This window comes from Bacillus sp. ABP14, assembly GCF_001831375.1.
Lineage (GTDB): Bacteria > Bacillota > Bacilli > Bacillales > Bacillaceae_G > Bacillus_A > Bacillus_A paranthracis.
Window position 1 is genome coordinate 2,596,287 of the sequence record NZ_CP017016.1, and the last position, 22,557, is coordinate 2,618,843.

Below are 22,557 nucleotides of genomic sequence, written 5' to 3' on the forward strand. Positions count from 1 at the left end.
TAAATTACAACTGGTTTGTTTTTATCTTTGGATAAATTTGATGTATGATTCGTAATCGCATCATATAATTCCATCGTTACAACATACTTTGCAAGAAGAAACGAATTAACTTGGACTTTCCATTCTTTCTTTATTCGATCATCTCTTAATTCTACTTTTCCTGCTGGAATTTTCACCATATTAGAATCAACTAGCCTAATAAATCTATCCAATTCTATACCCCCAGGTTATTTCTTTTTATAATCTAACCATTTATAGCATTGTACTTCTCTAAAAATAGTCTTACTTCATTTGTAGATTTTAAAATAATAACATCTTTATCCTTACTCAGTTGATTTAACTTCTTTAAAATTGTAGGTCGCTTCGTCTTAGGATATTCCCATATCCATTTGAAAAATTGCAAATCAAATCTTTCCTTACATCCCGCGCCCATATCCGGTCTTGTTTTATTCCGATATTGTATAACTCTTTTAAAAGCACGATAAGCACATATCGTTCTATGAATATCAAGAAAAATAATTGTATCAGCTGCGTTCATTCTTATATCCATTGTCCCACCATAATTCCCATCAATAATCCACTCATCTTCTTTAACTAATTCATTTTGAACCGTTCTTTGCTCCTCTTTCGGTACCCCTTCCCAATTCGGTTTCCAAAATAACGCATCAAGATGATGTACTTTAATATTTAATTTATTTCCTAACTGCCTTGCTAATGTAGATTTTCCTGAACCACCAGAACCTATTAATATAATTTTTTTCATTTTCGTGCGATCCTTTCTATTGACTCTTCAATAGCCTCTTTATTAGCAAAAATCCAGAAAAACATCTCTTCATTTAACTTTAATAAATCTTTTAACTGAACAAAATAAGTAATAAATATAACTTGAATAGAAAGCATAACATACCAAATGGATTGTAGTTCTTCTCTCGTTAAAATGTTTTGTTTATTATATCCTTCAAAGATTGTGCTGATAATATGTTGCCACTTCCCTCTTAATACTTCATCACTATATAACTCACTCAAAATACTCGTACAGCAATAGCATAAATCGAATACTCTTACATTACTTTCTAATAGTTCAAAATCTATAAAACCTTGAAATTCATTATCTTTAAAGATTACATTGGATAAGTGCATATCACGATGAATAATTTGCTCTCGTAATGGGTGAACTATTTCTTTGAAAGCTGTATGTATTTGATTCATTTTTCGAATTACATCCTGATGAACATACTCATTCTTTTCTAAAATAGGTAAAGCCCATCCGTATACTACTTTATACAAATCTCTTTTTACTAACTCATTATTATTCAGCGAATTAAGTGCTTGATGTAAATTAGCTATTTCTTCTCCAATTGTACTTCCTAGCTCCTTCAGATTTTCTGTATCTTTTATTTCAAGTCCACTTCCAGCAATATATTTGTACAAACAATAATACTTCTCTTTATAAAATACATACTTTTTACTATTACTCGTTTTCACTAATTTTTGTACTTTAACCCCTTTTTCCTCAAGCTGTTCTAATACATGTATTTCAACTAATAGTTGTTTTATCGATCCCTTTTCCTTCAAAATATAGGATTTATTATTACAATGAATCTTTGTTACGTTTGCTTTTATTTCAGTAGCTGTGACATCTTTATCTTCAAACCAAAAATTCACAATTTCTAATATATCCTCCATAATAAATACCTCCATTTAAAATCGCTTATTCGTCCTTAATATAAACTCAAAAAGAAATCCTACCCCAACACCAATTGTATAAGCCACCAAATCACTCCGCAAAAATCCATAACCTAATACAAGTCCACCTAAAGTCGTTGCACGAATACTATCTATCCATTCAGCATGATACAATTGGCTCACTTCAATCCCGTAGCAAAACATTAAACTAATAAAAGCCAATTTCTTCGTCGCTATTTTAGGAAATAAAAATCCAAATCCAATGAAAATCATTAACGCCCATAAAGCATCACCTAAATAATCATTTAATAGAGCCGGCAGCGCAAAAGCAAATTTTCTTGAACTAAGCCCTAAAATAATAACAAGGATTGTAAACATTGCGTATAGTAATCTATTTCGTTTCGTATTCATTTCAAAACTCCTAATTCATCATTTATAATTGCAAAATAGCTAGTAAAATATAATCATTTTACTAGCTATTTATTAACTGCTTTAACAATAAGAAAATGTGGATTTGTATTTAAATAGTAATAAGATTTTTCATTTACTTCTTTCATCTTTTCAACTGGCCTCGGTTCAACCATTTTTTCTAACACAAAATAATTTGTTGTTTCATTAATAATATCTTGAAGTGACCTTCTAAAAAATTTAACTTCAATTGTAATGTTTGGTTTAACCCAAGTATCTACTAATAATTGTTTTTCGAAATAATTTTTACAAGTAAACTTTGTAAAGTCCATAAAAGGATGATGAATGGAGTATATAAATTCTCCACCTGGCTTCAGTACTCGACGAAACTCCTTAAATACTTGATTCCAATTTTGTAAATAATGAAGAGTTAACGAACTTACAATTACATCAAAAGTATGATCTTCAAACGGTAATACTTCTTGCAAGTCATGACAAAGAAACGTTGCTTTATCCCCCATACTTTCCTTTGCAGCTTTTACCATTTCATAACTTACGTCAATTGCAGTAACATTTGCTCCTCTTTCTACAAATTGAGAAGTATACCATCCAGCTGCACATCCGGCATCTAGTATACTCTTCCCTTCTAATTTCTTTGGAACCATCTCCATCATCGCTGGTCTTTCATAATAGCTGTTATATGGATTTGCCACATCTAGATTTTCTTTATATGTACTCGCTAATTTATCATATGTATCTTTGATCGTGTCTTTCAATACATCCACCCCTTATACATATTAATCTAATAACTCTTGCTGCTTTTTCTTTGAAAATGACTGCAGAACTAAATCATACGACCAATCAATCATCTTATTAATTTGCACCTGTTCCACATCTTTATGTATATACACCGTATTCCAATGTTTTTTATTCATATGATAACCCGGAATGATTGTTTCTGGATACTCTTCTCTTAATCTTAGCGCAAGTTCTGGATCACATTTTAATGTTATTGCCGCTTTTTCGCCTTCTTCATGGTTCAATATCGCAAATATTTTATTATTAAGCCTCATACATGTTGCATTCCAACCATCAGGAGAATCTTCTGTCGCTTTTCTTTTCGATAAACAATACGCTCTTGTCGCAATCATTCTAATTGTCACCTCTTATTCTTTCACTATTTGATTACGGTGCATCACAATTTGTTGCGTCACTTGAAATTGCTGTTGACCATAAAACTTTATAAGTTTCTCTCCACAAAATAGGCTCACAATATTGATATGAGATATCTCTTCAAGCAACATTGTAAGCATCTTCTCACCAATACTTTTATTTCTTACACTCTCATGGACAACAACATCTTCTAAGTACGCTCGAAAAACACCATCTGAAACAACTCTAGCAAAACCAATTAACTCATTTTCTTTCCATACCCCAATTGCTATACTGTTTTTTAACATTTTTTGAATATCGATTTCTTTTCTTTCTGGCCACCAACCGACAGAATCGTAAAGCCTCTTTAATTTTTCTGAACAGATTGGTTTCTCATCTTGTAATTTATATGTATACATTTTCTTTCTCCCATTTAACATGATATAAATTATTATAAATGATTTTATAAATTTATAATATGGATTTTACAATTGCAATATAAACAATTTTCTAATACCTTTCCTATCTCCTCTATTAAGTTAGATTATTTCAAATTAACGAATTTATGGAAATACAAAACAACTAATAAAATATTTACCTATTAAACTTTGAATTACTTGTAAGAAATGGTAAAGTTAATAAGGTAAAAAATACATTAAGTGAGGCGGTTTTTTGAAAAAGTTTAGTTTATTACTAACAGCATTTGTCATGATTTTAACATTGTTCATTCCAAATCTTACAAGTGCTAAAGCTTTCCCAGATGTCCAATCTAATCATTGGGCAATTAAGGAAATTAACTATTTATCGGATAAAGGTATCATTAATGGTACGCCAGAAGGAACTTTTAAACCGGGTGATGATGTAACTCGTGGACAAATGGCCTTAATGCTAGATTTATCATTAAAATTAGAAAAACCATCTAGCTATAATCATATTTTTTCCGATGTAGCCAAAGGTATCTATTACTATGATTCTGTACATAAGTTAGCACATAATAACATTGTACAACGTGAAACAAACTATTTCCCTGACCGTTCATTAACTCGTGCAGAAATGGCAGTAGTTTTAGTTAAAACTTTTAATTTGCAACCTACAGGTGCAGACGTCAATTTCCCTGATGTTCCATCTACTCATTGGGGTTACAATTTTGTCAAAATTTTAGCTCAAAATAATATTACAGCTGGGTTTCCTGATGGTACATTTGGTCCAGACGTAAAAGTAACTCGTGAACAGTTCGCTGCATTTTTAGCTCGTGTATTAGAACCTAGTTTCCGTCCGGCTCTTCCTAAGCCTAAAGGAGAGTTAGAAGTTCATTATATAAATGTCGGACAAGGTGATGCGACGTTTATTAAATCTCCAAGTGGAGAAACGATTCTTATTGATGGCGGAAATAACGGGAAAGGTAAAGTAGTAGCAAACTATTTAAAAGGATTAGGATTCCAAACTATCGATTATATGATTGCCACTCATCCTGATGCTGATCATGTAGGTGGATTAGATGAAGTACTTTATGCTATGAACGTAAAAAACGTTTACGCACCTAAAGTAAGTCATACGACACAAACGTTTAAAGACTTTTTAACTGCAGTAGCTAACAAAGGGTTAACTATTAAAGAAGCGAAGTCTGGAGTAACTTTACCAATCAATGGTTTAAACTCACAATTTTTAGCTCCTGTTAAAGAATACGGTAACGATCTAAATGAGTGGAGTGCTGTATTAAAAGTAACACATGGCAGCAAATCTTTCTTATTTACTGGTGATGCTGAATCTAAAAGTGAAAAAGATATGGTTGCAACGTATGGTTCCGGCCTAAAATCCGATGTATTAAAACCTGGCCATCACGGAAGTAAGACATCTTCTTCTCAGCCATTTTTAGATGCAGTGAAACCAAGTATCGCTGTAATCAGTGCAGGTGCAGGTAACCGATATGGCCATCCTACTCAAGAAACTTTAGCAAAGTTAAATGCAATGTCTGTTAAGGTATATAGAACTGATTTAAATGGAACTGTAATTATTAATAGTGATGGTTCTAACATTTCTGTAAGAACGGAGAGATAATTATGAAGAGAGGTATTATTGACCGTTTTGAAGGCGAATTAGCAGTTATTGAAGTGAATAACGTAACAATTGATGTACCTAAATCCAAACTCCCTTCCACTGCAAAAGAGGGTGATGTTCTTATAATAGAGGATGATACGTATACAATTGATAAGGATGAAACAGATAAAAGAAGACGTGAAATACAAGATTTAATGAATAAGCTATTTGAATAGTAAAAAAAGAAAATCCTTGTAATACGAATCGAACTATTTCTTCGCATAATTGCATCAGATTGATTAGTTTCTATAAACTAAAAAAAGCATCGCCTTATTGGCGATGCTTTTAAAAAACACTTTTCTCGCAAAACACGAATACTATAACCTCTTCTCTAAAAAATGTTGGCTATGTCCTTTCGGATGATCTTCAACAACACCATATTCTCGGTAGCCATGCTTTTTATAAAACTCTGGCGCTTGAAAACTAAATGAATCTAATAATATTAATCTACAACCTTTTTCCTTCGCAATATCTTCAATTTTATGTAATAGTTGACTACCATAACCATCATGACGAACTGAATCATCAACCCATAAAAAATCTATATGAAGATGATAAAAATACATCGTTCCTGTTACCCCGCCAAAGATTTTCCCAGCCTCATCTTTCAGAACAAAACTTACTTGTTCCATCGGCTGTTTTGCTTCATCTGTTAAAATAGACATGTTATATTGAATGACTTTATTCTTTATATATTCTCCTTCTATGCGAGTACCATTCTCTATGCGTTTCATATATCTCTTCCTTTCAACTTAGTAAGCTACCTCTCATTTTTACTTTTCCTTTTTAACATACTAATAAATACGAAACCACCATAAATAACAAAGCATGAAAAGCCAATTATACCTGGTACAGAAACATAGCCTATTCTTATGTAACTTATAACTGCAAAACAAGCGATAGACAGTAAAATAGATGGCCAAAATAAAAGAGCTGTTTTTCTTCGTCTCTCTTTCTTCTCAGAAACACGTGTACCAAAAAGTAATACAATACAAATGAGGATCGCTGCAAAATAAATAGTATCTAATGACAAATTGTGATCGTATAGTGCGATACCCACTTCAAGAGCAATAATCGTTACAATTAACATAATGATTGTTGATGTCTTTAAGTTTCTTTTCAATTACTCATTCCTAGCATGCTTTCACTATATTCTTTGTATATGTACTTCAAAGCTACTGCAAAAGCTTCATCTACCTCTTTATTTTCACGTCGATTAGGTAAATCTTTTCCCCCAATAACATAAAGAAACGGGAATTTGTTAAATATTCCTATTATACCAATATTTATTGCAGCTGAAGATAGTCCACCTGTCATATGAGCTAAGTGATATGAATGTATTCCTTCATATTCACCTTGCTGTCTTACCATGCCGCTAATAATTGGTTCCCATAATTCTGCTTCTGATTTATAACCTTGAAAAATATGTACTAAAAGTGAAAGAACTTCATTTAATTCTCCAACATTTTTCTCATCTCTAGCGTCCTCTTGTATATGAATTTTTGAAAAATACGTTTGGACATACATTTTCACAGCATCCCATCCACCACAGTACATTACAACTGACTGTGCAACGTAACTATCATGACATGCTATCATCACTTCTACTGCTTTACTAAGTGTTAAAGTCCTTCTTCCTTGTAAATGTGGATACAACTGCGCACTATCTTCATTTGGATTAAATTTAACATGATGAAGTATATCATGCCAATTACGTTTATTTTCCTTCACCATTTGCGCTACTACAAATCCGATTACTACTTTTGCTGCCGATGCTAACGGAATATTTAATTCACTATTATATGAAGCAACTATACGATTACTTTTTGTAGAATAAATAGCTATCCCAACATGATCAGATTGTATCTCTTTCATTTTTTGAATGACAGTTTCCATTTTCATTCCTCATTTCATATCGTTTTATCACCTTTAATCATTCAATATAGAATGTAAAAACCCCTTTTTTGCAGATTAAATAGGCTTTTACAATAAGAAAAAGGTAGTATGAATAACTCCATGCTACCTAAGATACTAAATTTCTATTCTTCTAAAGGATTTTTAGGACCACAAAGCTCCAATTGATAAAAAGCTAAATCTAGCCACTTATTAAACTTATAACCAGCTTTTTTTATTGTCCCTGCATGAACAAATCCATAGTTTTCATGTAAGGCAATACTTTTCTCATTTTCTGCGTCAATTCCAGCAATTAAAGTCATATATTCTCTTTCTTTGGCAATTGTGATTAATGCTCTCATCAAAGAAGTTCCAATCCCACATTTTCTATATTCCTTATCAACATACACAGAATGCTCAATTGAATATTTGTAGGCAGGCCAAGCTCTAAACAGACCGAATGTCGCAAATCCTACTACTTTATTATCTATTTCGTATACAAAAATCGGATAACCATCAGCCTTTTTTTGTTCATACCAATCTATTCTATTTTCAAGGGTTACGGGTTTATACGTATATACAGCAGTTGTATTCAGTATCGCATCATTATAAATATCTAAAATGTATATTACATCTTTTTCCGTTGCTTCCCTTATCATCCTTTTCTTCCTTTCATATACGTTCTCTTTTTAACTACCTATTTGTTACACGAACACTAGCTTTTCGAAAGCCATCATAAATGTTTAATGCAGCAGATAAAACGTAAATGAGAATACCCCCACTAATTAGCCACTTTTTAAGTTCTTCCGGAGAAATAGTGAACACATTTGCCACAAACGTAATAAATCCATCGGTAAATATGTGCGGATTTACTACAATTATAATGAATACTATCGTTCCAGCTATTTGGAGAATAGTATTCCCGATTGCCAATCTTTTCGTCCATTGTCCCTGTACTAACTTATAAAGAGATATCGCTATTTCAAAAACAATTATCATCACAACGATTGGCCAATACTGAAGTAACACATCTTGATTAAACGTTGGCGCGACAAACTTCAATCCACTTCCCGTACCACTGTATACGCCAACGAGATGATTCGCATAAAAATAAAGTGTAGCCCATATTGCCGTCCACATTAAACCTCCAAAAACTTCAAACTTGGAGATTGCTTTTTTCTTCGGAATATGCGAAATGTTTTTCAAATCATCTGGCGTCCACTTTTTTAAACTTGTCGTCAACGGCTCGGTATCTTTGTTTTTATCCGTTCTTTCTAAAATAGCAAATACGAGTGTTAACCAGAAAAATACATGGAGGGCTACTTCAAAAATTTCTCCAATGCCTTTACCTATTACTTGTAAAATAACATTTAATACTGCTTGATCACCAGTATAACTTAAAAAATTTTCTGCAACCATTGCAATGAGGGCGATAACGGCTGCAATTGGAATGATCATTTTTAATAATGTCGTATATACATCAAAATAACGCGGTCCAATTAAATGCATCGGTCTATCCAAATATCCATTAGCTAATGAAACCGGACTCCCCAATTTTTCAAGAACTCTTTTTTCATCATCTTCATTATAATCATCAGGCAACATATCCTCAATTGTTGACCGTAGCTCAAGAATAATATCTTCACGATTTTTTTCAGGTAATCTCTTCGCTACTTCCTCGACATAAATATTAATCAAATTCATTCTTGTCCTCCTCCTTTAATAAGTTATAAAGTTCTTTCGAATCCTTTATCCATTCCTTTCTCAACTGCTGGAATATCTCTAATCCGTATTCAGTTAAAACATAATATTTACGAGGTCTACTCTCTGTTTTATCCCAACTACTCGTCACTAGCTCTTGCTTTTCTAACCGGCGAAGTAGTGGATATAAAGTACTTTGATCGATTACGATTCCTGATTTCTCTAATAATTGGACAAGTGAATATCCATACTGCGGCGTTCTTAATTGGCTTAAAACTGCTAATGTTAATGTACCTCTTCTTAGCTCAGTAATTAACGAATTTAATAAAGCATCCATGTATTCACCTCATTTTCATTACTATATGTCATACAGTATATGTTTTATACTATGTGTCGTACAGTATTAGTGTGACAAAAACAACAATATTTTACCAAAAAACGGATAATAAAAAGCACAAATTTGTAATTTGTGCTTTTCTAGCTTACTTATAACACGCTTAACTTTGTAACTCTGGTAATATAAATTCCCCTTTTTCCTTAAGCAATGGAACAACATCTATAATTGCATCTATATTAATTGCTCCGTAAACATGCGGATATTCTTGGCCGTTAGAAGCAAGTTCATATTTTATTTCTGCTTTTAACAGAGTTAGATCAATTGTTAGTAATAAAACTTCTTCTTCATGACTAAAATGTTTTTCTGCGACTTTTAAAGCTTGTTCAAAAAACGAACAATGAATAAATCCCTCTTCTATTAATGAGGCTTCATTAATTTCTCCATTTATCTTTGCGATTCCCCAATTTCTTTTCGTTATTACTTTTGTAATCATTGTTATTCTCTCCCCGAACCTTTATATGGAAAAACAAGAGGTCCTTCTTTTGGTTACTAGAAAAGCCTCTTGCGTTTCATTTTTATTTTAATCCGTTAATTAAAGGCGATGCTTCCCCACTATGGAAAATCCATAAATCATGAAGTGATCTCGTACATCCGACATATAGTAACTTTGCATCGTGTTTTGTATTTTCGTAATGTTCTTCATCAACATCAATGAGTAGAACAGCGTCAAATTCTAGCCCTTTTGCCAAGTATACAGGTACTACTGAAATACCACCTTCATATTTACTTTGATCTGCTTCAATGACGTTTACAGCTACTCCTGCCTTTTTTAATTTCTCATATATATCGCGACATTCATCGTCTGTTCTTCCTATTACCGCAATTGTTTTCACATCATCATTTTGTAAATGTTTTAACGTCTTCATAATCTCATTAAATTGATCTTCTGCTTGAATTACTTTGACCTCTTCACCACTACGAAAAACTGGTGTCGCAAGCCCTACTGGAATCTCGGCGTTTTTAATTATTTCGTTCGCAAATTCAATAATTTCTTTTGTAGAACGATAGCTCCTCGTCAGTTCATAATAGCCTGTTTCTTGGAATACTTCCTTAAAAGCACTCCAATCTTCAATCCCTTGGTAATCATAAATCGCTTGAGATAAATCACCTAATATAGTGAAAGAATTACCTAATGTAATTTCTTTTAATACATAAACTTGGAATGGTGAGAAATCTTGCGCTTCATCAATAACGACGTGATGAAATTTCTGCCCGATTTCAATACCTGTTATGCGATGATGTATGTAAATTAAAGCGGGTAAATCTTCTACATACACTTCTTTTTTACGACAACTCTTCTCAGTTTCTTTCACAAGTTCCTCGGGTAATACTTCGAGTATTTCTTTGCTTTTCAATATTGAACTATATATTGAAAGCGAGCTCATTTTCGGCCAAAACTTCATATAACTGTTCAATCTCTTTGTCGCTTCTTTTTTTAATAATTTCTTCTCGTTTGTTTCGCCATACTTTTTTAGTTCAATTTCAATCCAGCGCTTCATTCGGCCAACTAAACGTTCTCTTCTTTTCTTTAATGGATAATGTTTATACTCAACTTGCATCCATTTTTTTATATCTTCCACTGGAATAACAGCTTTATCCCATGCCTCAAAATTACTTGTTGGCACTAGTTCTTTTTCAAATTGAACCATTTGCTCTTCAATAAAGGACTTAAATTCTAGCGTACCTTTCAATTTACCAAGCATAACCTTTCTTTCATCACGATTAATAGAAAATGCTTCTTTCAACTTTTCTTCTGTCTGCTTCAGTTTCACCGAATCATCTAACGTACGTAATGCCCAGTCCGGAAATGTTGTTTGACTAATATTCCCGACACCTAATTCAGGAAGCACACTCGAAATATAGTCTAAAAACAAACTATTCGGAGCGAATACAATCATTCTTTCAGCTTCTAGCTGCTCACGATATTCATAAATTAAAAAAGCAAGGCGATGTAAAGCGATCGTTGTTTTACCGCTCCCTGCAACCCCTTGAATTAATAATGGCAAGTTTCTTTCCGCACGAATAATATCATTTTGCTCCGATTGTATCGTCGAAACAATATCCTTTAGTTTATTATCTTTATTCTCACCTAATCGATATAGAAGAAAATCATCGGCATGCGAGACATCTTCATTTCCTTTTACATATGTATCAACAACACGTTCTAATTCTCTTTTTCGAATAGAGATATTTCGCTTTAAATAAACATCACCTTCTACTAATCCATCTGGCGATTGATAAAATGCTAGTTCATCACCGCCGGTAAATGAATAAAACATACTTGCGACAGGTGCCCGCCAATCAATTACAATTGGCTTCATCGTATCTTTATGTGAAACACCAACTTTACCGATGTAAATCGGCATAACTTCTTCCTTGCCATCCTCTTGAAAATCTAATCTACCAAAGTACGGTTCTTGTACCCCAATACGTAAGTTTTGTCTATTAGACTCCCTCATACTTTCAAGAATTTGCTCTTTAAAATCATCGCCGTAATAAACTGGAATTTTTTCAAGCTGTTCTAATTGATCATCCATCGTACGTAATGTATCTTTCATTTTTTGTAACTCTTCTTCAAAAATGTTGTTCATTTGATGATTCCCTCCTGTCCGTTCTAATTTTTCAGTCGAAATATAATTGTATTAAAAATCCAATTATAAAGTCAAGGACTTAATTTGTTTTTTCTGAAAAAACTTACTTTTCACCTTTCTAATATTGAAATTCCAATGAGATTTTTACATGATAAGAATATATAACATCTAAATCATACAACTACACATATAATAAAGTGGTTTATACAAAAGCCGCTATTTTCTATTGATTAAAAGGACTTTATACTATCTAACTAAGTTTCCCTTACATACTCTCCAGCTTCTTTTCTAGTTATCTATTATTTCATTGATAAAACACCCAAGGTCACAAAAGTCAAAAATAAGAGTAAAGGAGTCTATTGAAAATGACTGCTACCAAAAGAAAAACCCTTAAGTTACATTTACTTATTTTTGTGTTCATTGTATTGGCAAGTGGCTGGATTGGCGTAATTCTAGATTCTTTTCTAACAGATCAGCCTGAAGGAAACTCTTTAGGCATGGGACTGTGGCTAATATTACCTTTCCTCTCATGTATTTTCCTTAGAGTTATTAGCCGAGATTGGAATGATTTTAGTATAAAACTAAATTTGAAGGCAAACTTTAAATGGTACTTCGTTGCGATACTAATTTATCCGTTCGTTACAGTAATAACGATAAGTTTAGCACTTATTTTTGGAGTAGCTAACAAAACTAGTTTTGAAATATATTCGTTATTGTCACTCATATTCATGTCTACTATTGGTAACTTTATTAAAAATATTTTTGAAGAGTTTTCATGGCGCGGTTATTTAACTCCTAAGCTCATTGAACTAAAGTTAAACGATTGGTTTATTTATATTATTTCTGGTTTAGTTTGGGCTCTTTGGCATGCCGCTTATTATTTAGTTTTTTTACCAAATGAATATTTCGAATCTATTTCAAGGTTAAATATGCTTTTATCAGGCTGTCTACTTATGGTTTCTTGGTCTATTATGTATGTTGAAATATATAGACTTACAAAGTCAGTATGGCCATGCGTTATCATGCATGCAATTGAAGATGCCGTTCCTACTGTTTTAGTTACAATAACAGGGATCATTACACTTACTAACAGCAGTGATTTTTGGTTAAACCCTATTAGCGGAGTCGTTGCTACTATTATATTTCTTGGAATTGGGATCGTACTAAGATCTATAAGAATTAAAAAAGAACGACAATTATATACGAAAAACAGTCAATGATTCACACTATAAAAGCACAAAAGAGTAAGGAATTAATCCCTACTCTTTTTTTATTTTTATTCGATATGATAAACATTCATTTAAAGACGCTTGCTCTTTATATTTCCTCTCTTCAAAGTCATACGCTCCTCCTGGGAAAATCCCAACTATACTGAAACCAGCCTCTGCACATAAATTACTAATCTCATCTATCGTATAGCAACGTAAAGATTGTGTCACGATATCATTTGAAGAATCCTTTTCCCACCAGTGGTCCAGCATCCTAGCATTTTCACTATCATATTCATATTTTCGCATTGCAGAATAAATCGGCATTTCTTGTCCATTTGCTTTTTCCCAATATAATGGTTGATAAATATCAATAAGTGCACACCCATCATCTTTCAACCAATTATGGATTCGTTTTAATAAAACCAATTGTTCTTCATCTGTCCCTACACCAAATCCATCTAAATAACTAACAACATCAAACTTTTCTTCAAAGTTAATTTTATAAAAATCAGCGCAATGAATCTCAATATCACTAGTAGAATGTTCTTTAGCAAACATAACTAACTCTGGTACAAGCTCAACAGTAGTCATTTTTACATCCAAATTAGACATCGCTCTTGCAAAACCACCATTTCCAGCTCCTAGTTCTAACATCGTTTGAAATGGATATCCAATTTGTTCTTGTACTTCTTTCCCAACTTCCTGCAAGCAATTTTCATTTTTTATATCATAGCTTAGTAATTCAAATTGTTTTTTATAAAATTCTTTTACATTTAATTCGTTCATTATTATTCTCCTCCTGTACGTTATTTTTCTACTACAGGTGAGAAATTAAATTTCTGATACCCATGAAAAATCCTCCTTTTGATTTCCCTATATTTACATTTTATCTAAATAATAAGAATTTTTAAAGTCCCAAAAATAAAAGAGCAGATAATGGACAATTCCAATATCTGCTCTATGGCTGCTATTATTTCCCTTGTTGATACTTCAACCAATCACCAGAAATGATAACTTTCTTTAGCATATTTTTATCTTGAGCGATATACACATATGCCTCTATTTCCCTATCACCATCAAATACTATTTGTGTGATTCGTTCATATAAATCCGTCTCTGCATTACCTGTATATTCTTCTAGTTCGTCTAACTTACGCAATATGTCATCATTTACTTCATAAACTTCTCCATACACCTTTTCTTCATTCGAATAAGTCATCGCCGGATACCCTTCGTTTGTATCAAATAATTCCCCATACGTCCATACTTCGTCTGCAATGCATATTGCACCTTGCATATAATGAGCATTCGTTTGCTCTTTTCTTAGCGTGCCATATACAAAAACGTGATGCATAAATCCCTATCCCCTTTACATGTCACTACTTTCTAATTTGTAAATAAGCACGAATCATAAAGTAACTCACTTCATTCGGAAGTTGTTCCTTGATCGATTTCAGACCACCATCAGCATTCTGCACAGCAGTTTCAATCAGTTGTTCGTATTCTGCAGGAACAAAACTGTTCCAGTCTACTTCCATTCCATCTTCAAAACAACGAATTAAATGATTTTCAATCGTTTGTCTTGATAATCCACGTTCTTTCGCAATTTCATCTAGATTAATACCTTGTTTATACATTTCATACGTTTCCAAATGAGAATTTGCTGAAGCTTTCCCTGATTTCTTCCGTTCTGTCACCACTTCTGTTTTAATAGTTTCAGCATAGTTTGGGTTTTCATCAATAAAGTGCTGAACTGCTTGTAAGAAGTGCGAACCATACTTCACAAGTTTGTGTTCACCAATCCCTTTCACAGTTAAAAGTTCAGAATCGCTTTGCGGCATTTTTGCGCACATATCTTTCAACGTTTGGTCAGAGAAAATAACGAATGGAGGTACCCCTTCTCCTTGCGCAATTTCTTTACGTACTTCGCGAAGTACTTCAAATAAAGGATGATCTTGAACGATTTGTCTTGTCTCTACTCGTTCTTTACGTAAAACATTCTCTTTACCAAGTAACACTTCTTTCCCTTTTTCCGTTACTTTTAGTGTCGGGTAAGTACCATGTTCAACTGCAATTAGCTCGTCTGAAATTAAAAACTCAATAAATTCACTCACTTCTTTTACACTACGATTTGATAAAAGTCCGTAAGTTGGCAAAGTATGAAAATTAAATTCAATGACTTTCTTATTTTTAGATCCAGTTAGTACTTGTGCAATCATTTGTTTACCAAATCGTTGGTTCGTCCTAATCATACAAGATAAAACCATTTGCGATTCTCTCGTCACATCGATACTTTCTCGGTCGTCTGTACAATTACCGCAGCGGCCACAATCTTCTTTTGGTTCTTCTCCAAAGTATTGCAAAATAAATGATTGTAAACATTGTTCTGTATGACAGTAGTCAGTCATATTTTGCAGTTTTTCAAGTTCATTTGAAAAACGAGACTCTCCTGTCGATTGATCAATTAAAAAGCGTTGTACTTGTACATCTTGAGAAGAATAAAGCAATATACATGCACTATCTAATCCGTCACGGCCAGCACGTCCTGCTTCTTGGTAATAACTTTCCATATTTTTTGGAAGTTGATAATGGATAACGTAACGAATATTCGATTTATCAATACCCATCCCAAACGCAGATGTGGCTACCATTACACTCACTTCATCACGTAAAAAGAGTTCTTGTTGCTCATTTCGATCGTTATCACTCATACCGGCATGATATTTTGATACAGAAACTCCCGCTTTCATTAAATCCTCATACAACTGATCAACTACTTTTCTAGTAGCTGCATATATAATCCCAGATTCCTTTTGATTTTGACGAATATAATCCGCTAAATATGCATTACGATCTTGTCCTTTAATAACAGAAAATGATAAGTTCTCGCGCTCAAACGTTGTCATAATCGTGTTTTCTTGATTAATCCCAAGCGTGTTGCAAATATCATCACGAACTTGTGGTGTTGCCGTAGCAGTTAATGCTAATACGAGCGGCTTTTCTGGAAGATAATCTAATATACGGTGTATATGTAAATAGCTCGGACGGAAATCATGTCCCCACTGTGAAATACAGTGCGCCTCATCAATGGCAATCATCGGGATTTTCATATCGATCAGTTGGTCAACAAACTCCATTGAATCAAGTCGCTCTGGCGCTACATAAAGTAACTTATAATGTCCCTGTTTCGCTAATTGAATTCGTTGATTCGCTTCTGTAATCGAAATAGAACTATTAATATATGTAGCTGAAATACCATTTTGTACTAATGTATCTACTTGGTCTTTCATAAGTGATATTAAAGGCGATATAACTAACGTTGTTCCTTCAAATACTAATGCGGGAATTTGATAACAAATTGACTTACCACCACCTGTAGGCATAATACAAACTGTATCTTTCCCATCTAATACATTTTTAATTGTTTCATCTTGTCCTCTTCGGAATGACGAATAACCGAAATAAGACGCTAAAAGTTCTTGTGCTTTTGTAAACAAAAAAGAGTCACCTGCTTTTCTTTATCTTTCATCTACTCCTATTATATCATCTCTTATGCGTCATGAAAGTGATGAATACATGACTAACGTCTTGCTTTTTCATTATTTTATGCTTCTTTACGTTTTAGAGATTGATTAACAACTATAACGAATTTCTAAATAAATACACATTTTATTAATTCTCCTTGAATACTACTAATCTTATACATATGAATTCAGGAGGTTACTATATGAAGCACCATAATATTAGTTTCATCAAACAGAAAGGCGTATCGAACCAACCCCAATTCTCAAATAATGAAGCGTGGAAATATGAATCATACTATAAGTACCAACCATTATTTTCTTATAGAAAGCTTTTTCATTTTCTTTCTCAACTTTTTAAACGTTAATACACGTGCGAAATAGATCGTTCATAATCATTTTCTCAATATGAACCTTATAGACTTAATACAATACAGTTGTTAACATATGAAATATTCTGTTTGATAACCCCCTTAAGTTGACCTGCTTATATAAGCGGGTCTTTTATTATTATTATATATTTCATAACACTATTAGATGTAATTATAAATCTTATCGCCATTTTATAATCTTAATCCACTCACTACAAATGGTGATAATCACAAAAGGTAAAATATAAATGCTTAACATTTAATTATCTAATTCTTTTTTCTCAATACACAAAACGAATTTCACTTGTTACTATAAAGGTACTCCAGATGAGTTTTTGCTCATCGACATTATCTAGTGAAAGGGATCTGCCGCGGGAAGCAGGTCCCTTTCACTTTATTAAAGACTCACTTTCAATTGGACGCATTTACCAGGTTTTTTTAATAGAATTTTATGATAATATTACGTAGTCGAGTCCGACATCTCGGCAATACCCTTTTGAGGCTCTGCAACTTCCCTTGCAGAGCCTCTTTTACTTTATATTCAATTTATTTATATATAACGCAATAAAATTCCTCATCTTTTTCCATATCAATTTCTGAAAATAAACGAGGACACGTAACTAATTATAAATTCCCATCATACTTTGAGTTATACATGTTCAAAGGAGTGTTACCGTTTATGTATTCTTATTGGCAATCGTATTACTCCCCCTATCATAACCATTATCTACACTTTGATACATCTGTACGTAATTACAGAATTAGTAAAAATGAGAACTTTTTAAAAGGTTATATGCGTTCCTTATGGGAACAACATGTCGCTTGGACGAGATTAGCTATTATAAGTATTGTCTTTCATTTACCAGACGTAAACGTTACAGTTAAACGGCTTCTTCAAAATGCAACACATATGGGACTATCTCTTGAACCATTCTATGGTGAAGATGCAGTAAAAAAATATAGTGCATTAATTAAAGACCACTTAGTAATTGCAGCAGATCTTGTTAAAGCCGCAAAAGCTGGTGACCAAAACGCAGCTGTCGCTATAGAGAAAAAATGGTACGCTAACGGTGATGAAATTGTAGCGTTTCTTACTAGCATCAACCCATATATACAAAAAGAAGAATTTACACAAATGTTTTATGAACATCTAGCATTAACAAAAGCAGAAGCACTGGCATTTCTAAATAAAGATTATGAAGCAGGAGTAAAATTGTACGATAAAATTGAAAAAGAAGCTTTAGAAATGTCCGACATGATAACAAACGCAATCGTACAGCAATTCCCGCAAGTATTTCAATAACAATAAGCCGATTTGAAAAACAAATCGGCTTATCGAACTTTCTAGCAATGATATTTCACCTGTCCTCTTTACATTTAACGTATATCGATATATTTTATTAATATCCGTTTTTTATAGGAGGAAATAGTTTGATTAACGCCATTGGTCTCGTATTTATACTTACAAATAAACATGAGAAAAAGAAGAAAGTTTATCTAAATGAAAAATTCGCATTAATAGACATTATTGATTCTAAAGAAGTAATTGATGATGAAGGAAACTCACTAGTAGAACTAACATGTAAATACAGTATATATTTAGATGAAAAATACTACTGTAAATCTCTTGATGATTATACTGGACAAGTCTTTCCTTTCTTAAGTGCTAAAATAGGAAAAGGAATTCTCAGAAACTTAAATTATTATTTTTCTTACGTTGATGTATACGATAAAAAACCACCGGTTAAAGAAATTAGACCACTTATGAAACAAGTAACGAACAGATAGCAAAAAATACAAAAAAGAAAGCATCTAACTCTGGATGTTTTCTTTTTTATTGAAAACTCATCAAATTTCATCCTCTTCTAAAAGTATGTATCCAAGCATATTTTAAATTAAAAACATTGGAGGATTAGACTGAATGAAATACTCAGAAACTATTGTAAGTAAACGACTACGAACGCTTAAAATGACGGGTATATTTTTCATGCTAGTATTAATAGCATGGATTGGATATACAAAATTACTTTATGAAAACGGATTTCTTCAAGAAAAAAAGAATTCAGTAGAAGTAATGAATACTAGCATTACAGGAGAAATAGAGCAGCTTTTTCATATCAACTTACAAGGCTATCGAAAAACGAACCTTGATGCTGTTATAGAAGCAAGTAAAACAGATCCAAGCGAACTATCCCTAATTGAACTAGTCAACAAATCCTGCTCGCGAGATTGCATAGGCGAACCAGTCACATATGTAAACTCAAACAATGGATATATCTTTTATAAGGAATCTAATGGAACTAATGTAGCTATAACGATTAAAAAGAAAGACACATGGTTAATTGTAAAGAAATCTGTTCAACATGGAATATAATCACCCCAAAAAAGAGTACGTATCGTACTCCTTTTTATTATTAATACCCTTCCTCTTCATGCCTACAATGGCATTTCGCTTTTGTTTTACAATGACATTTTTCACACTCACACTTCGGTTTCTCTTTGCAACAACACTCGTGAAAATCATTGCGTTTACATCTATATCTCCCAAACATCAAATCATCCCAAAATTTTTTACAATCTTGAAAATGTCCACAATGACAAGTATTTCTCATAAATATGCTTCCTCCTTGATAGAATGCATCATATTCTATGTTTGAAAGTATACAATGGCTTGTTTGTTAATCTATTTTCTCCATATTATAAGTAGAGTTAAAAGATTACATAAAAATAAAAAACCGTCACATGACGGCTTTTTATTTAGCAAACTATTCTTTTGTATAAAAATATTTAAGTCCTTTAGCATCTAACCACGCTGTCGCTCGATCTAATTCATTCCCTTGGCGATATGCTGTTTCAAATCTAACTAATCCTTGTTTATCTCCATATGAGATAATACGAGATTCATACCCAAGAGCATCCATCATTCCTAACATTTCTACTACTAATGCTGTACCAAATTCATACGTAACAACTTTACTAAATTTATTCACTATAATTCCAACTCCTTCTTGTTTTGTCGATTGTTCAATAGTTTGATTAGTAAACCAAACTAACGGTTTATTTCCCATTAACTTATTTAAATCACATTTTCCTATACCGGCTACATTCCCTGTTTCTGTGTATTGCCAAATATCACATGGGTAGGCTGGTTTGTTACCACCATAACGAGGAATCCATACAAAATCACAATTGACATTTGCCATTCCAAATGGATCATACATATGATGAGCAATATATAAACCAACCTTCTTAGCTCCTAATCTGCGTAATTCATCAATAAAAGCTTGTGCACCCGCTCTCATATCGTTCATTGTTTTTACTTCTACGTCAGCTACCCAAACTGTGGCATTTTTATCACCACGGTTCCAAAAGTCTCTCGCCTCTATCCGTGCATCCTCTACTGAAACGAAACGACAGAACGCATAATTACCAAACGGAATATTTTTTGCTTTCATTGCTTGTACATAATTTTTATATAAAGGATCTATATAATTTGAACCATCTTGCACACGTGCAATTACAAAATCTAATTGTGGTGCTGCAATATCCCAGTTAATGTCGCCATTCCATTTCGAAATATCTACAATATAACCCATTATTTAACATCTCCTTTTTCATTATTATATTCAAAGCTTGTTTTTTTGCTATTATCATCTAATAAATAGTATGAGAAGTATTGTATTATTTAGTAATAATTTAAAATTCGGCTTATGTATTGAGAAAATAAAATATTATTACGGGTTTAATAAGTAAAGACTTACAAAGCTCTAAACTATAATCAGTAGGAGGCCACAAGCAGTACAATTCCCAGCTAATTTCTTAGCTTCATCCGAATTTTGAGGTATGAATTTTACTGCCCATTAAAGCGGGATACACAAAACCACCTTTCTGACAGGTGGTTTTGTGTACTACTTTACATATACATTATCCATATTTATAGTTACATAATTATTAATTACTTAATATACTTGTTAGCTAAAAATAAGACAATTTTTAGTTTTTAATCAAACTAATTTTCGTTTTATCTCAAGTACTCATAGTACCATTTACGTGCATCTAACCAAGCTGTAAATTTATCGATATTTCCAGACGGATAGCCATTCGTTATAGCATAACCAATGCCATCTTTCTGAACGACAATTTGTCCATCAATACCCGCATCAACCATCGCCTGAGCCAAAGCTTGTAAATTGCTAAATGCTACACCACCAGTTTTTACTTTGAGCAAGTCCGTTGCACCTCCTCCAGTTTGTCCTGTAAGAGCAAATACAATAGAATTAGCGATTTTATCAACATTCCATTTTGCCATGTCGGATTCATTATCAATAAATCCTAATTCAATAAGAATAGCCGGTGCCTTCGTTCCATTTAATACCGCTAAATCTGTACGTTGTTTCGCACCTCGATCACGCCATCCAATATCTTTTGCTAGTTGAGCTGATATTTTAGCCGCCAAATCTTTCTGATCATAATACAAAACCTCAACACCCTGTCCATTTCCATCACTTGCATTAAGATGAAAAGAAATAACTAAATCCACAGCATGGGAATTGCTATTCCGAATGATATTATTTAAATTTTGTGATTGAGTTGTCCCTACCTCGTCCGTATCGTCATAAACCGTGTGTCCTAGGGATCTTAACTTAGCCGCCACAGCATCTTTAACTTGCCTATCTAGAACGTGTTCTTTCCGATTCCCAAAATTAGCCCCTTGAACAATACTATTGTGTCCTCCATGCAAACTATATCTGGCCATTATTTATCAACATCTCCTTTCTTAATATCATATTCAAAACTTGTCTTATTGCTATTCCCTCTTACAATCTTAACTGTCCCCATACATCCTACATTTTCTAAAGGTGAAGGCAAATCGTTTTCGATATAAAAAGTGGTGACACGAACAAAAAGCATCACCTTTTTGGCGATGCTTAAAAACTCTATTTTACGTTTTAATTCCCTAAAAACAGTTTAAGCTCATGGTGACCGAAACTATACTTATATTTCCTCCTCTTCCTTCACTGCCTCTTTCAACCTCTGCAACATATATCCAATTCCTTTACATCCTTCTAACGGATATGTAATCATTTCTTCTGGATATAGCTTTGTTACTACTTTTTTATGCTTTTTCCCTGCAAGTAAGACGATTTCGTCAAACTGTAGTAAACTTTTATCTACCATCTGTTTTTGTAATTGCTCTATACTTATTACCTTATCGCTCTTTGAATCAAACGCAAGATCATAGTTTTCTAGTACAATATCATTTGGCCTTAAAAATCCATGCTTCGCCGATAATATAACCCAACTCTCAAAAAACATTGTTGCATATGCCTGACATGCTTTTCCGAACGGGCTAATATATACATCTTTTGCCTCCATCGGTCCGTAATCAGGATACTTATCCCAAATTTTCTTCTTTCCGCATGGAATTATGCATAACCTTCCCATATATTTCTTACCTCTTCTCCTGCATAAGTAAAGTTAATTATTTTATACATTTTGACCTCAACATGCTATATAATGATATTAAAT

Annotated in this window: 27 protein-coding genes and 1 pseudogene; 6 read left to right on the forward strand and 22 right to left on the reverse strand. The window is 33.0% G+C overall.

The genetic code is table 11. From position 1 onward, the window contains the following. Positions 1–5: 5 nt before the first annotated feature. The 7 genes and pseudogenes from BGI23_RS13460 to BGI23_RS13490 form a co-directional block, all read right to left on the reverse strand. A pseudogene (locus BGI23_RS13460) lies at positions 6–212 on the reverse strand (formylglycine-generating enzyme family protein); the annotation flags it as partial. 32 nt (positions 213–244) lie between these two features. After that, entirely contained in the window at positions 245–763 is a 519-nt protein-coding gene (locus tag BGI23_RS13465; RefSeq protein ID WP_000720549.1) for a DNA topology modulation protein, read from the reverse strand. After that, positions 760–1,686: a phosphotransferase enzyme family protein gene (locus BGI23_RS13470; RefSeq protein ID WP_070806219.1), complete on the reverse strand. Its 927-nt coding sequence runs from the start codon at positions 1,684–1,686 to the stop codon at positions 760–762. Before BGI23_RS13470 ends, BGI23_RS13465 begins: the two co-directional genes overlap by 4 nt. A 15-nt stretch (positions 1,687–1,701) precedes the next feature. After that, positions 1,702–2,097, reverse strand: a complete 396-nt coding sequence (locus BGI23_RS13475) for a ribosomal maturation YjgA family protein (RefSeq protein ID WP_070806220.1) — start codon at positions 2,095–2,097, stop codon at positions 1,702–1,704. 65 nt (positions 2,098–2,162) lie between these two features. Then, positions 2,163–2,870: a class I SAM-dependent methyltransferase gene (locus BGI23_RS13480; protein ID WP_070806221.1), complete on the reverse strand. Its 708-nt coding sequence runs from the start codon at positions 2,868–2,870 to the stop codon at positions 2,163–2,165. A 21-nt stretch (positions 2,871–2,891) separates the two neighbouring features. Beyond that, on the reverse strand, positions 2,892–3,245 hold the full coding sequence (locus tag BGI23_RS13485; RefSeq protein ID WP_000562184.1) for an MmcQ/YjbR family DNA-binding protein: 354 nt from the start codon (positions 3,243–3,245) through the stop codon (positions 2,892–2,894). A gap of 15 nt (positions 3,246–3,260) precedes the next feature. Then, a complete protein-coding gene (locus BGI23_RS13490; protein ID WP_044792171.1) occupies positions 3,261–3,665 on the reverse strand; it encodes a GNAT family N-acetyltransferase in 405 nt (134 codons plus the stop codon). A gap of 253 nt (positions 3,666–3,918) precedes the next feature. Between BGI23_RS13490 and BGI23_RS13495 the strand changes: the two genes are divergently transcribed. Both BGI23_RS13495 and BGI23_RS13500 read left to right on the forward strand, forming a co-directional pair. Further along, positions 3,919–5,304: an S-layer homology domain-containing protein gene (locus BGI23_RS13495; protein ID WP_070806222.1), complete on the forward strand. Its 1,386-nt coding sequence runs from the start codon at positions 3,919–3,921 to the stop codon at positions 5,302–5,304. 2 nt (positions 5,305–5,306) lie between these two features. Next, positions 5,307–5,519 carry a DUF3006 domain-containing protein gene (locus tag BGI23_RS13500; RefSeq protein ID WP_000820164.1) on the forward strand — a complete coding sequence of 71 codons (213 nt, stop codon included), beginning with the start codon at positions 5,307–5,309 and terminating at the stop codon, positions 5,517–5,519. Between the two features lie 141 nt (positions 5,520–5,660). Here the strand turns inward: BGI23_RS13500 and BGI23_RS13505 are convergent, their stop codons facing one another. The 8 genes from BGI23_RS13505 to BGI23_RS13540 form a co-directional block, all read right to left on the reverse strand. Continuing rightward, positions 5,661–6,077: a GNAT family N-acetyltransferase gene (locus tag BGI23_RS13505; RefSeq protein ID WP_044792169.1), complete on the reverse strand. Its 417-nt coding sequence runs from the start codon at positions 6,075–6,077 to the stop codon at positions 5,661–5,663. A gap of 26 nt (positions 6,078–6,103) precedes the next feature. Next, positions 6,104–6,466 (reverse strand): hypothetical protein, encoded by a 363-nt coding sequence (locus BGI23_RS13510; protein WP_070806223.1) that lies wholly within the window; start codon positions 6,464–6,466, stop codon positions 6,104–6,106. Further along, a complete protein-coding gene (locus tag BGI23_RS13515; protein WP_070806224.1) occupies positions 6,463–7,239 on the reverse strand; it encodes a serine hydrolase in 777 nt (258 codons plus the stop codon). Before BGI23_RS13515 ends, BGI23_RS13510 begins: the two co-directional genes overlap by 4 nt. A 143-nt stretch (positions 7,240–7,382) precedes the next feature. Beyond that, entirely contained in the window at positions 7,383–7,895 is a 513-nt protein-coding gene (locus tag BGI23_RS13520) for a GNAT family N-acetyltransferase (protein WP_070806225.1), read from the reverse strand. Between the two features lie 34 nt (positions 7,896–7,929). After that, positions 7,930–8,940, reverse strand: a complete 1,011-nt coding sequence (locus BGI23_RS13525) for an HAAS signaling domain-containing protein (RefSeq protein WP_048554803.1) — start codon at positions 8,938–8,940, stop codon at positions 7,930–7,932. After that, complete coding sequence (locus tag BGI23_RS13530) at positions 8,927–9,274, reverse strand: PadR family transcriptional regulator (protein WP_000339349.1); 348 nt, start codon at positions 9,272–9,274, stop codon at positions 8,927–8,929. The genes BGI23_RS13525 and BGI23_RS13530 overlap by 14 nt, the downstream gene beginning before the upstream one ends. Positions 9,275–9,434: 160 nt before the next feature. After that, on the reverse strand, positions 9,435–9,767 hold the full coding sequence (locus BGI23_RS13535; protein WP_070806226.1) for a DUF952 domain-containing protein: 333 nt from the start codon (positions 9,765–9,767) through the stop codon (positions 9,435–9,437). 82 nt (positions 9,768–9,849) lie between these two features. After that, positions 9,850–11,925 (reverse strand): HelD family protein, encoded by a 2,076-nt coding sequence (locus BGI23_RS13540; protein ID WP_070806227.1) that lies wholly within the window; start codon positions 11,923–11,925, stop codon positions 9,850–9,852. Between the two features lie 365 nt (positions 11,926–12,290). Between BGI23_RS13540 and BGI23_RS13545 the strand changes: the two genes are divergently transcribed. Then, positions 12,291–13,145, forward strand: coding sequence for a CPBP family glutamic-type intramembrane protease (locus BGI23_RS13545; protein ID WP_070806228.1), 855 nt, complete (start codon positions 12,291–12,293; stop codon positions 13,143–13,145). 39 nt (positions 13,146–13,184) lie between these two features. Here the strand turns inward: BGI23_RS13545 and BGI23_RS13550 are convergent, their stop codons facing one another. The 3 genes from BGI23_RS13550 to recQ all read right to left on the reverse strand — a co-directional run bounded on the left by BGI23_RS13550 (position 13,185) and on the right by recQ (position 16,633). Beyond that, positions 13,185–13,922, reverse strand: coding sequence for an SAM-dependent methyltransferase (locus tag BGI23_RS13550; RefSeq protein WP_070806229.1), 738 nt, complete (start codon positions 13,920–13,922; stop codon positions 13,185–13,187). 184 nt (positions 13,923–14,106) lie between these two features. Then, positions 14,107–14,490: a gamma-glutamylcyclotransferase family protein gene (locus tag BGI23_RS13555; RefSeq protein WP_044792156.1), complete on the reverse strand. Its 384-nt coding sequence runs from the start codon at positions 14,488–14,490 to the stop codon at positions 14,107–14,109. A gap of 25 nt (positions 14,491–14,515) precedes the next feature. Further along, positions 14,516–16,633, reverse strand: a complete 2,118-nt coding sequence (recQ, locus tag BGI23_RS13560; RefSeq protein ID WP_070806230.1) for a DNA helicase RecQ — start codon at positions 16,631–16,633, stop codon at positions 14,516–14,518. A gap of 1,074 nt (positions 16,634–17,707) precedes the next feature. Here recQ and BGI23_RS13570 point away from each other — a divergent pair. The 3 genes from BGI23_RS13570 (at position 17,708) to BGI23_RS13580 (ending at position 19,402) form a co-directional block, all read left to right on the forward strand. Further along, complete coding sequence (locus BGI23_RS13570) at positions 17,708–18,331, forward strand: acetylglutamate kinase (RefSeq protein WP_070806231.1); 624 nt, start codon at positions 17,708–17,710, stop codon at positions 18,329–18,331. 128 nt (positions 18,332–18,459) lie between these two features. After that, the gene (locus BGI23_RS13575) at positions 18,460–18,816 is read left to right on the forward strand and encodes a hypothetical protein (RefSeq protein WP_000606237.1); all 357 of its coding nucleotides are present in this window, start codon (positions 18,460–18,462) and stop codon (positions 18,814–18,816) included. Positions 18,817–18,949: 133 nt separating this feature from the next. Further along, positions 18,950–19,402, forward strand: a complete 453-nt coding sequence (locus BGI23_RS13580) for a hypothetical protein (protein WP_000877599.1) — start codon at positions 18,950–18,952, stop codon at positions 19,400–19,402. On the opposite strand, the gene BGI23_RS28445 is transcribed toward BGI23_RS13580, so the two are convergent. The 4 genes from BGI23_RS28445 to BGI23_RS13595 form a co-directional block, all read right to left on the reverse strand. Beyond that, complete coding sequence (locus BGI23_RS28445) at positions 19,403–19,576, reverse strand: hypothetical protein (RefSeq protein WP_172801688.1); 174 nt, start codon at positions 19,574–19,576, stop codon at positions 19,403–19,405. Between the two features lie 217 nt (positions 19,577–19,793). Then, positions 19,794–20,624, reverse strand: a complete 831-nt coding sequence (locus BGI23_RS13585; RefSeq protein ID WP_070806232.1) for a GH25 family lysozyme — start codon at positions 20,622–20,624, stop codon at positions 19,794–19,796. Between the two features lie 425 nt (positions 20,625–21,049). Continuing rightward, positions 21,050–21,784 carry an N-acetylmuramoyl-L-alanine amidase gene (locus tag BGI23_RS13590; protein ID WP_000135293.1) on the reverse strand — a complete coding sequence of 245 codons (735 nt, stop codon included), beginning with the start codon at positions 21,782–21,784 and terminating at the stop codon, positions 21,050–21,052. A gap of 239 nt (positions 21,785–22,023) precedes the next feature. Next, complete coding sequence (locus BGI23_RS13595) at positions 22,024–22,473, reverse strand: DUF6884 domain-containing protein (protein ID WP_000532994.1); 450 nt, start codon at positions 22,471–22,473, stop codon at positions 22,024–22,026. Positions 22,474–22,557: the final 84 nt, after the last annotated feature.

Excerpts from the sequence above, each read along its gene's own strand:
- BGI23_RS13590 (WP_000135293.1), bottom strand. The coding sequence starts at position 21,784 with ATGGCCAGATATAGTTTGCATGGAGGACACAATAGTATTGTTCAAGGG.
- BGI23_RS13530 (WP_000339349.1), bottom strand. The coding sequence starts at position 9,274 with ATGGATGCTTTATTAAATTCGTTAATTACTGAGCTAAGAAGAGGTACA.
- BGI23_RS13505 (WP_044792169.1), bottom strand. The coding sequence starts at position 6,077 with ATGAAACGCATAGAGAATGGTACTCGCATAGAAGGAGAATATATAAAG.
- BGI23_RS13475 (WP_070806220.1), bottom strand. The coding sequence starts at position 2,097 with ATGAATACGAAACGAAATAGATTACTATACGCAATGTTTACAATCCTT.
- BGI23_RS13515 (WP_070806224.1), bottom strand. The coding sequence starts at position 7,239 with ATGGAAACTGTCATTCAAAAAATGAAAGAGATACAATCTGATCATGTT.
- BGI23_RS13545 (WP_070806228.1), top strand. The coding sequence starts at position 12,291 with ATGACTGCTACCAAAAGAAAAACCCTTAAGTTACATTTACTTATTTTT.
- BGI23_RS13470 (WP_070806219.1), bottom strand. The coding sequence starts at position 1,686 with ATGGAGGATATATTAGAAATTGTGAATTTTTGGTTTGAAGATAAAGAT.
- BGI23_RS13535 (WP_070806226.1), bottom strand. The coding sequence starts at position 9,767 with ATGATTACAAAAGTAATAACGAAAAGAAATTGGGGAATCGCAAAGATA.
- BGI23_RS13540 (WP_070806227.1), bottom strand. The coding sequence starts at position 11,925 with ATGAACAACATTTTTGAAGAAGAGTTACAAAAAATGAAAGATACATTA.
- BGI23_RS13465 (WP_000720549.1), bottom strand. The coding sequence starts at position 763 with ATGAAAAAAATTATATTAATAGGTTCTGGTGGTTCAGGAAAATCTACA.
- BGI23_RS13500 (WP_000820164.1), top strand. The coding sequence starts at position 5,307 with ATGAAGAGAGGTATTATTGACCGTTTTGAAGGCGAATTAGCAGTTATT.
- BGI23_RS13570 (WP_070806231.1), top strand. The coding sequence starts at position 17,708 with ATGTATTCTTATTGGCAATCGTATTACTCCCCCTATCATAACCATTAT.
- BGI23_RS13485 (WP_000562184.1), bottom strand. The coding sequence starts at position 3,245 with ATGATTGCGACAAGAGCGTATTGTTTATCGAAAAGAAAAGCGACAGAA.
- BGI23_RS13525 (WP_048554803.1), bottom strand. The coding sequence starts at position 8,940 with ATGAATTTGATTAATATTTATGTCGAGGAAGTAGCGAAGAGATTACCT.
- BGI23_RS13580 (WP_000877599.1), top strand. The coding sequence starts at position 18,950 with ATGAAATACTCAGAAACTATTGTAAGTAAACGACTACGAACGCTTAAA.
- BGI23_RS13520 (WP_070806225.1), bottom strand. The coding sequence starts at position 7,895 with ATGATAAGGGAAGCAACGGAAAAAGATGTAATATACATTTTAGATATT.
- BGI23_RS13595 (WP_000532994.1), bottom strand. The coding sequence starts at position 22,473 with ATGGGAAGGTTATGCATAATTCCATGCGGAAAGAAGAAAATTTGGGAT.
- BGI23_RS13555 (WP_044792156.1), bottom strand. The coding sequence starts at position 14,490 with ATGCATCACGTTTTTGTATATGGCACGCTAAGAAAAGAGCAAACGAAT.
- BGI23_RS13585 (WP_070806232.1), bottom strand. The coding sequence starts at position 20,624 with ATGGGTTATATTGTAGATATTTCGAAATGGAATGGCGACATTAACTGG.
- BGI23_RS13490 (WP_044792171.1), bottom strand. The coding sequence starts at position 3,665 with ATGTATACATATAAATTACAAGATGAGAAACCAATCTGTTCAGAAAAA.
- BGI23_RS13550 (WP_070806229.1), bottom strand. The coding sequence starts at position 13,922 with ATGAACGAATTAAATGTAAAAGAATTTTATAAAAAACAATTTGAATTA.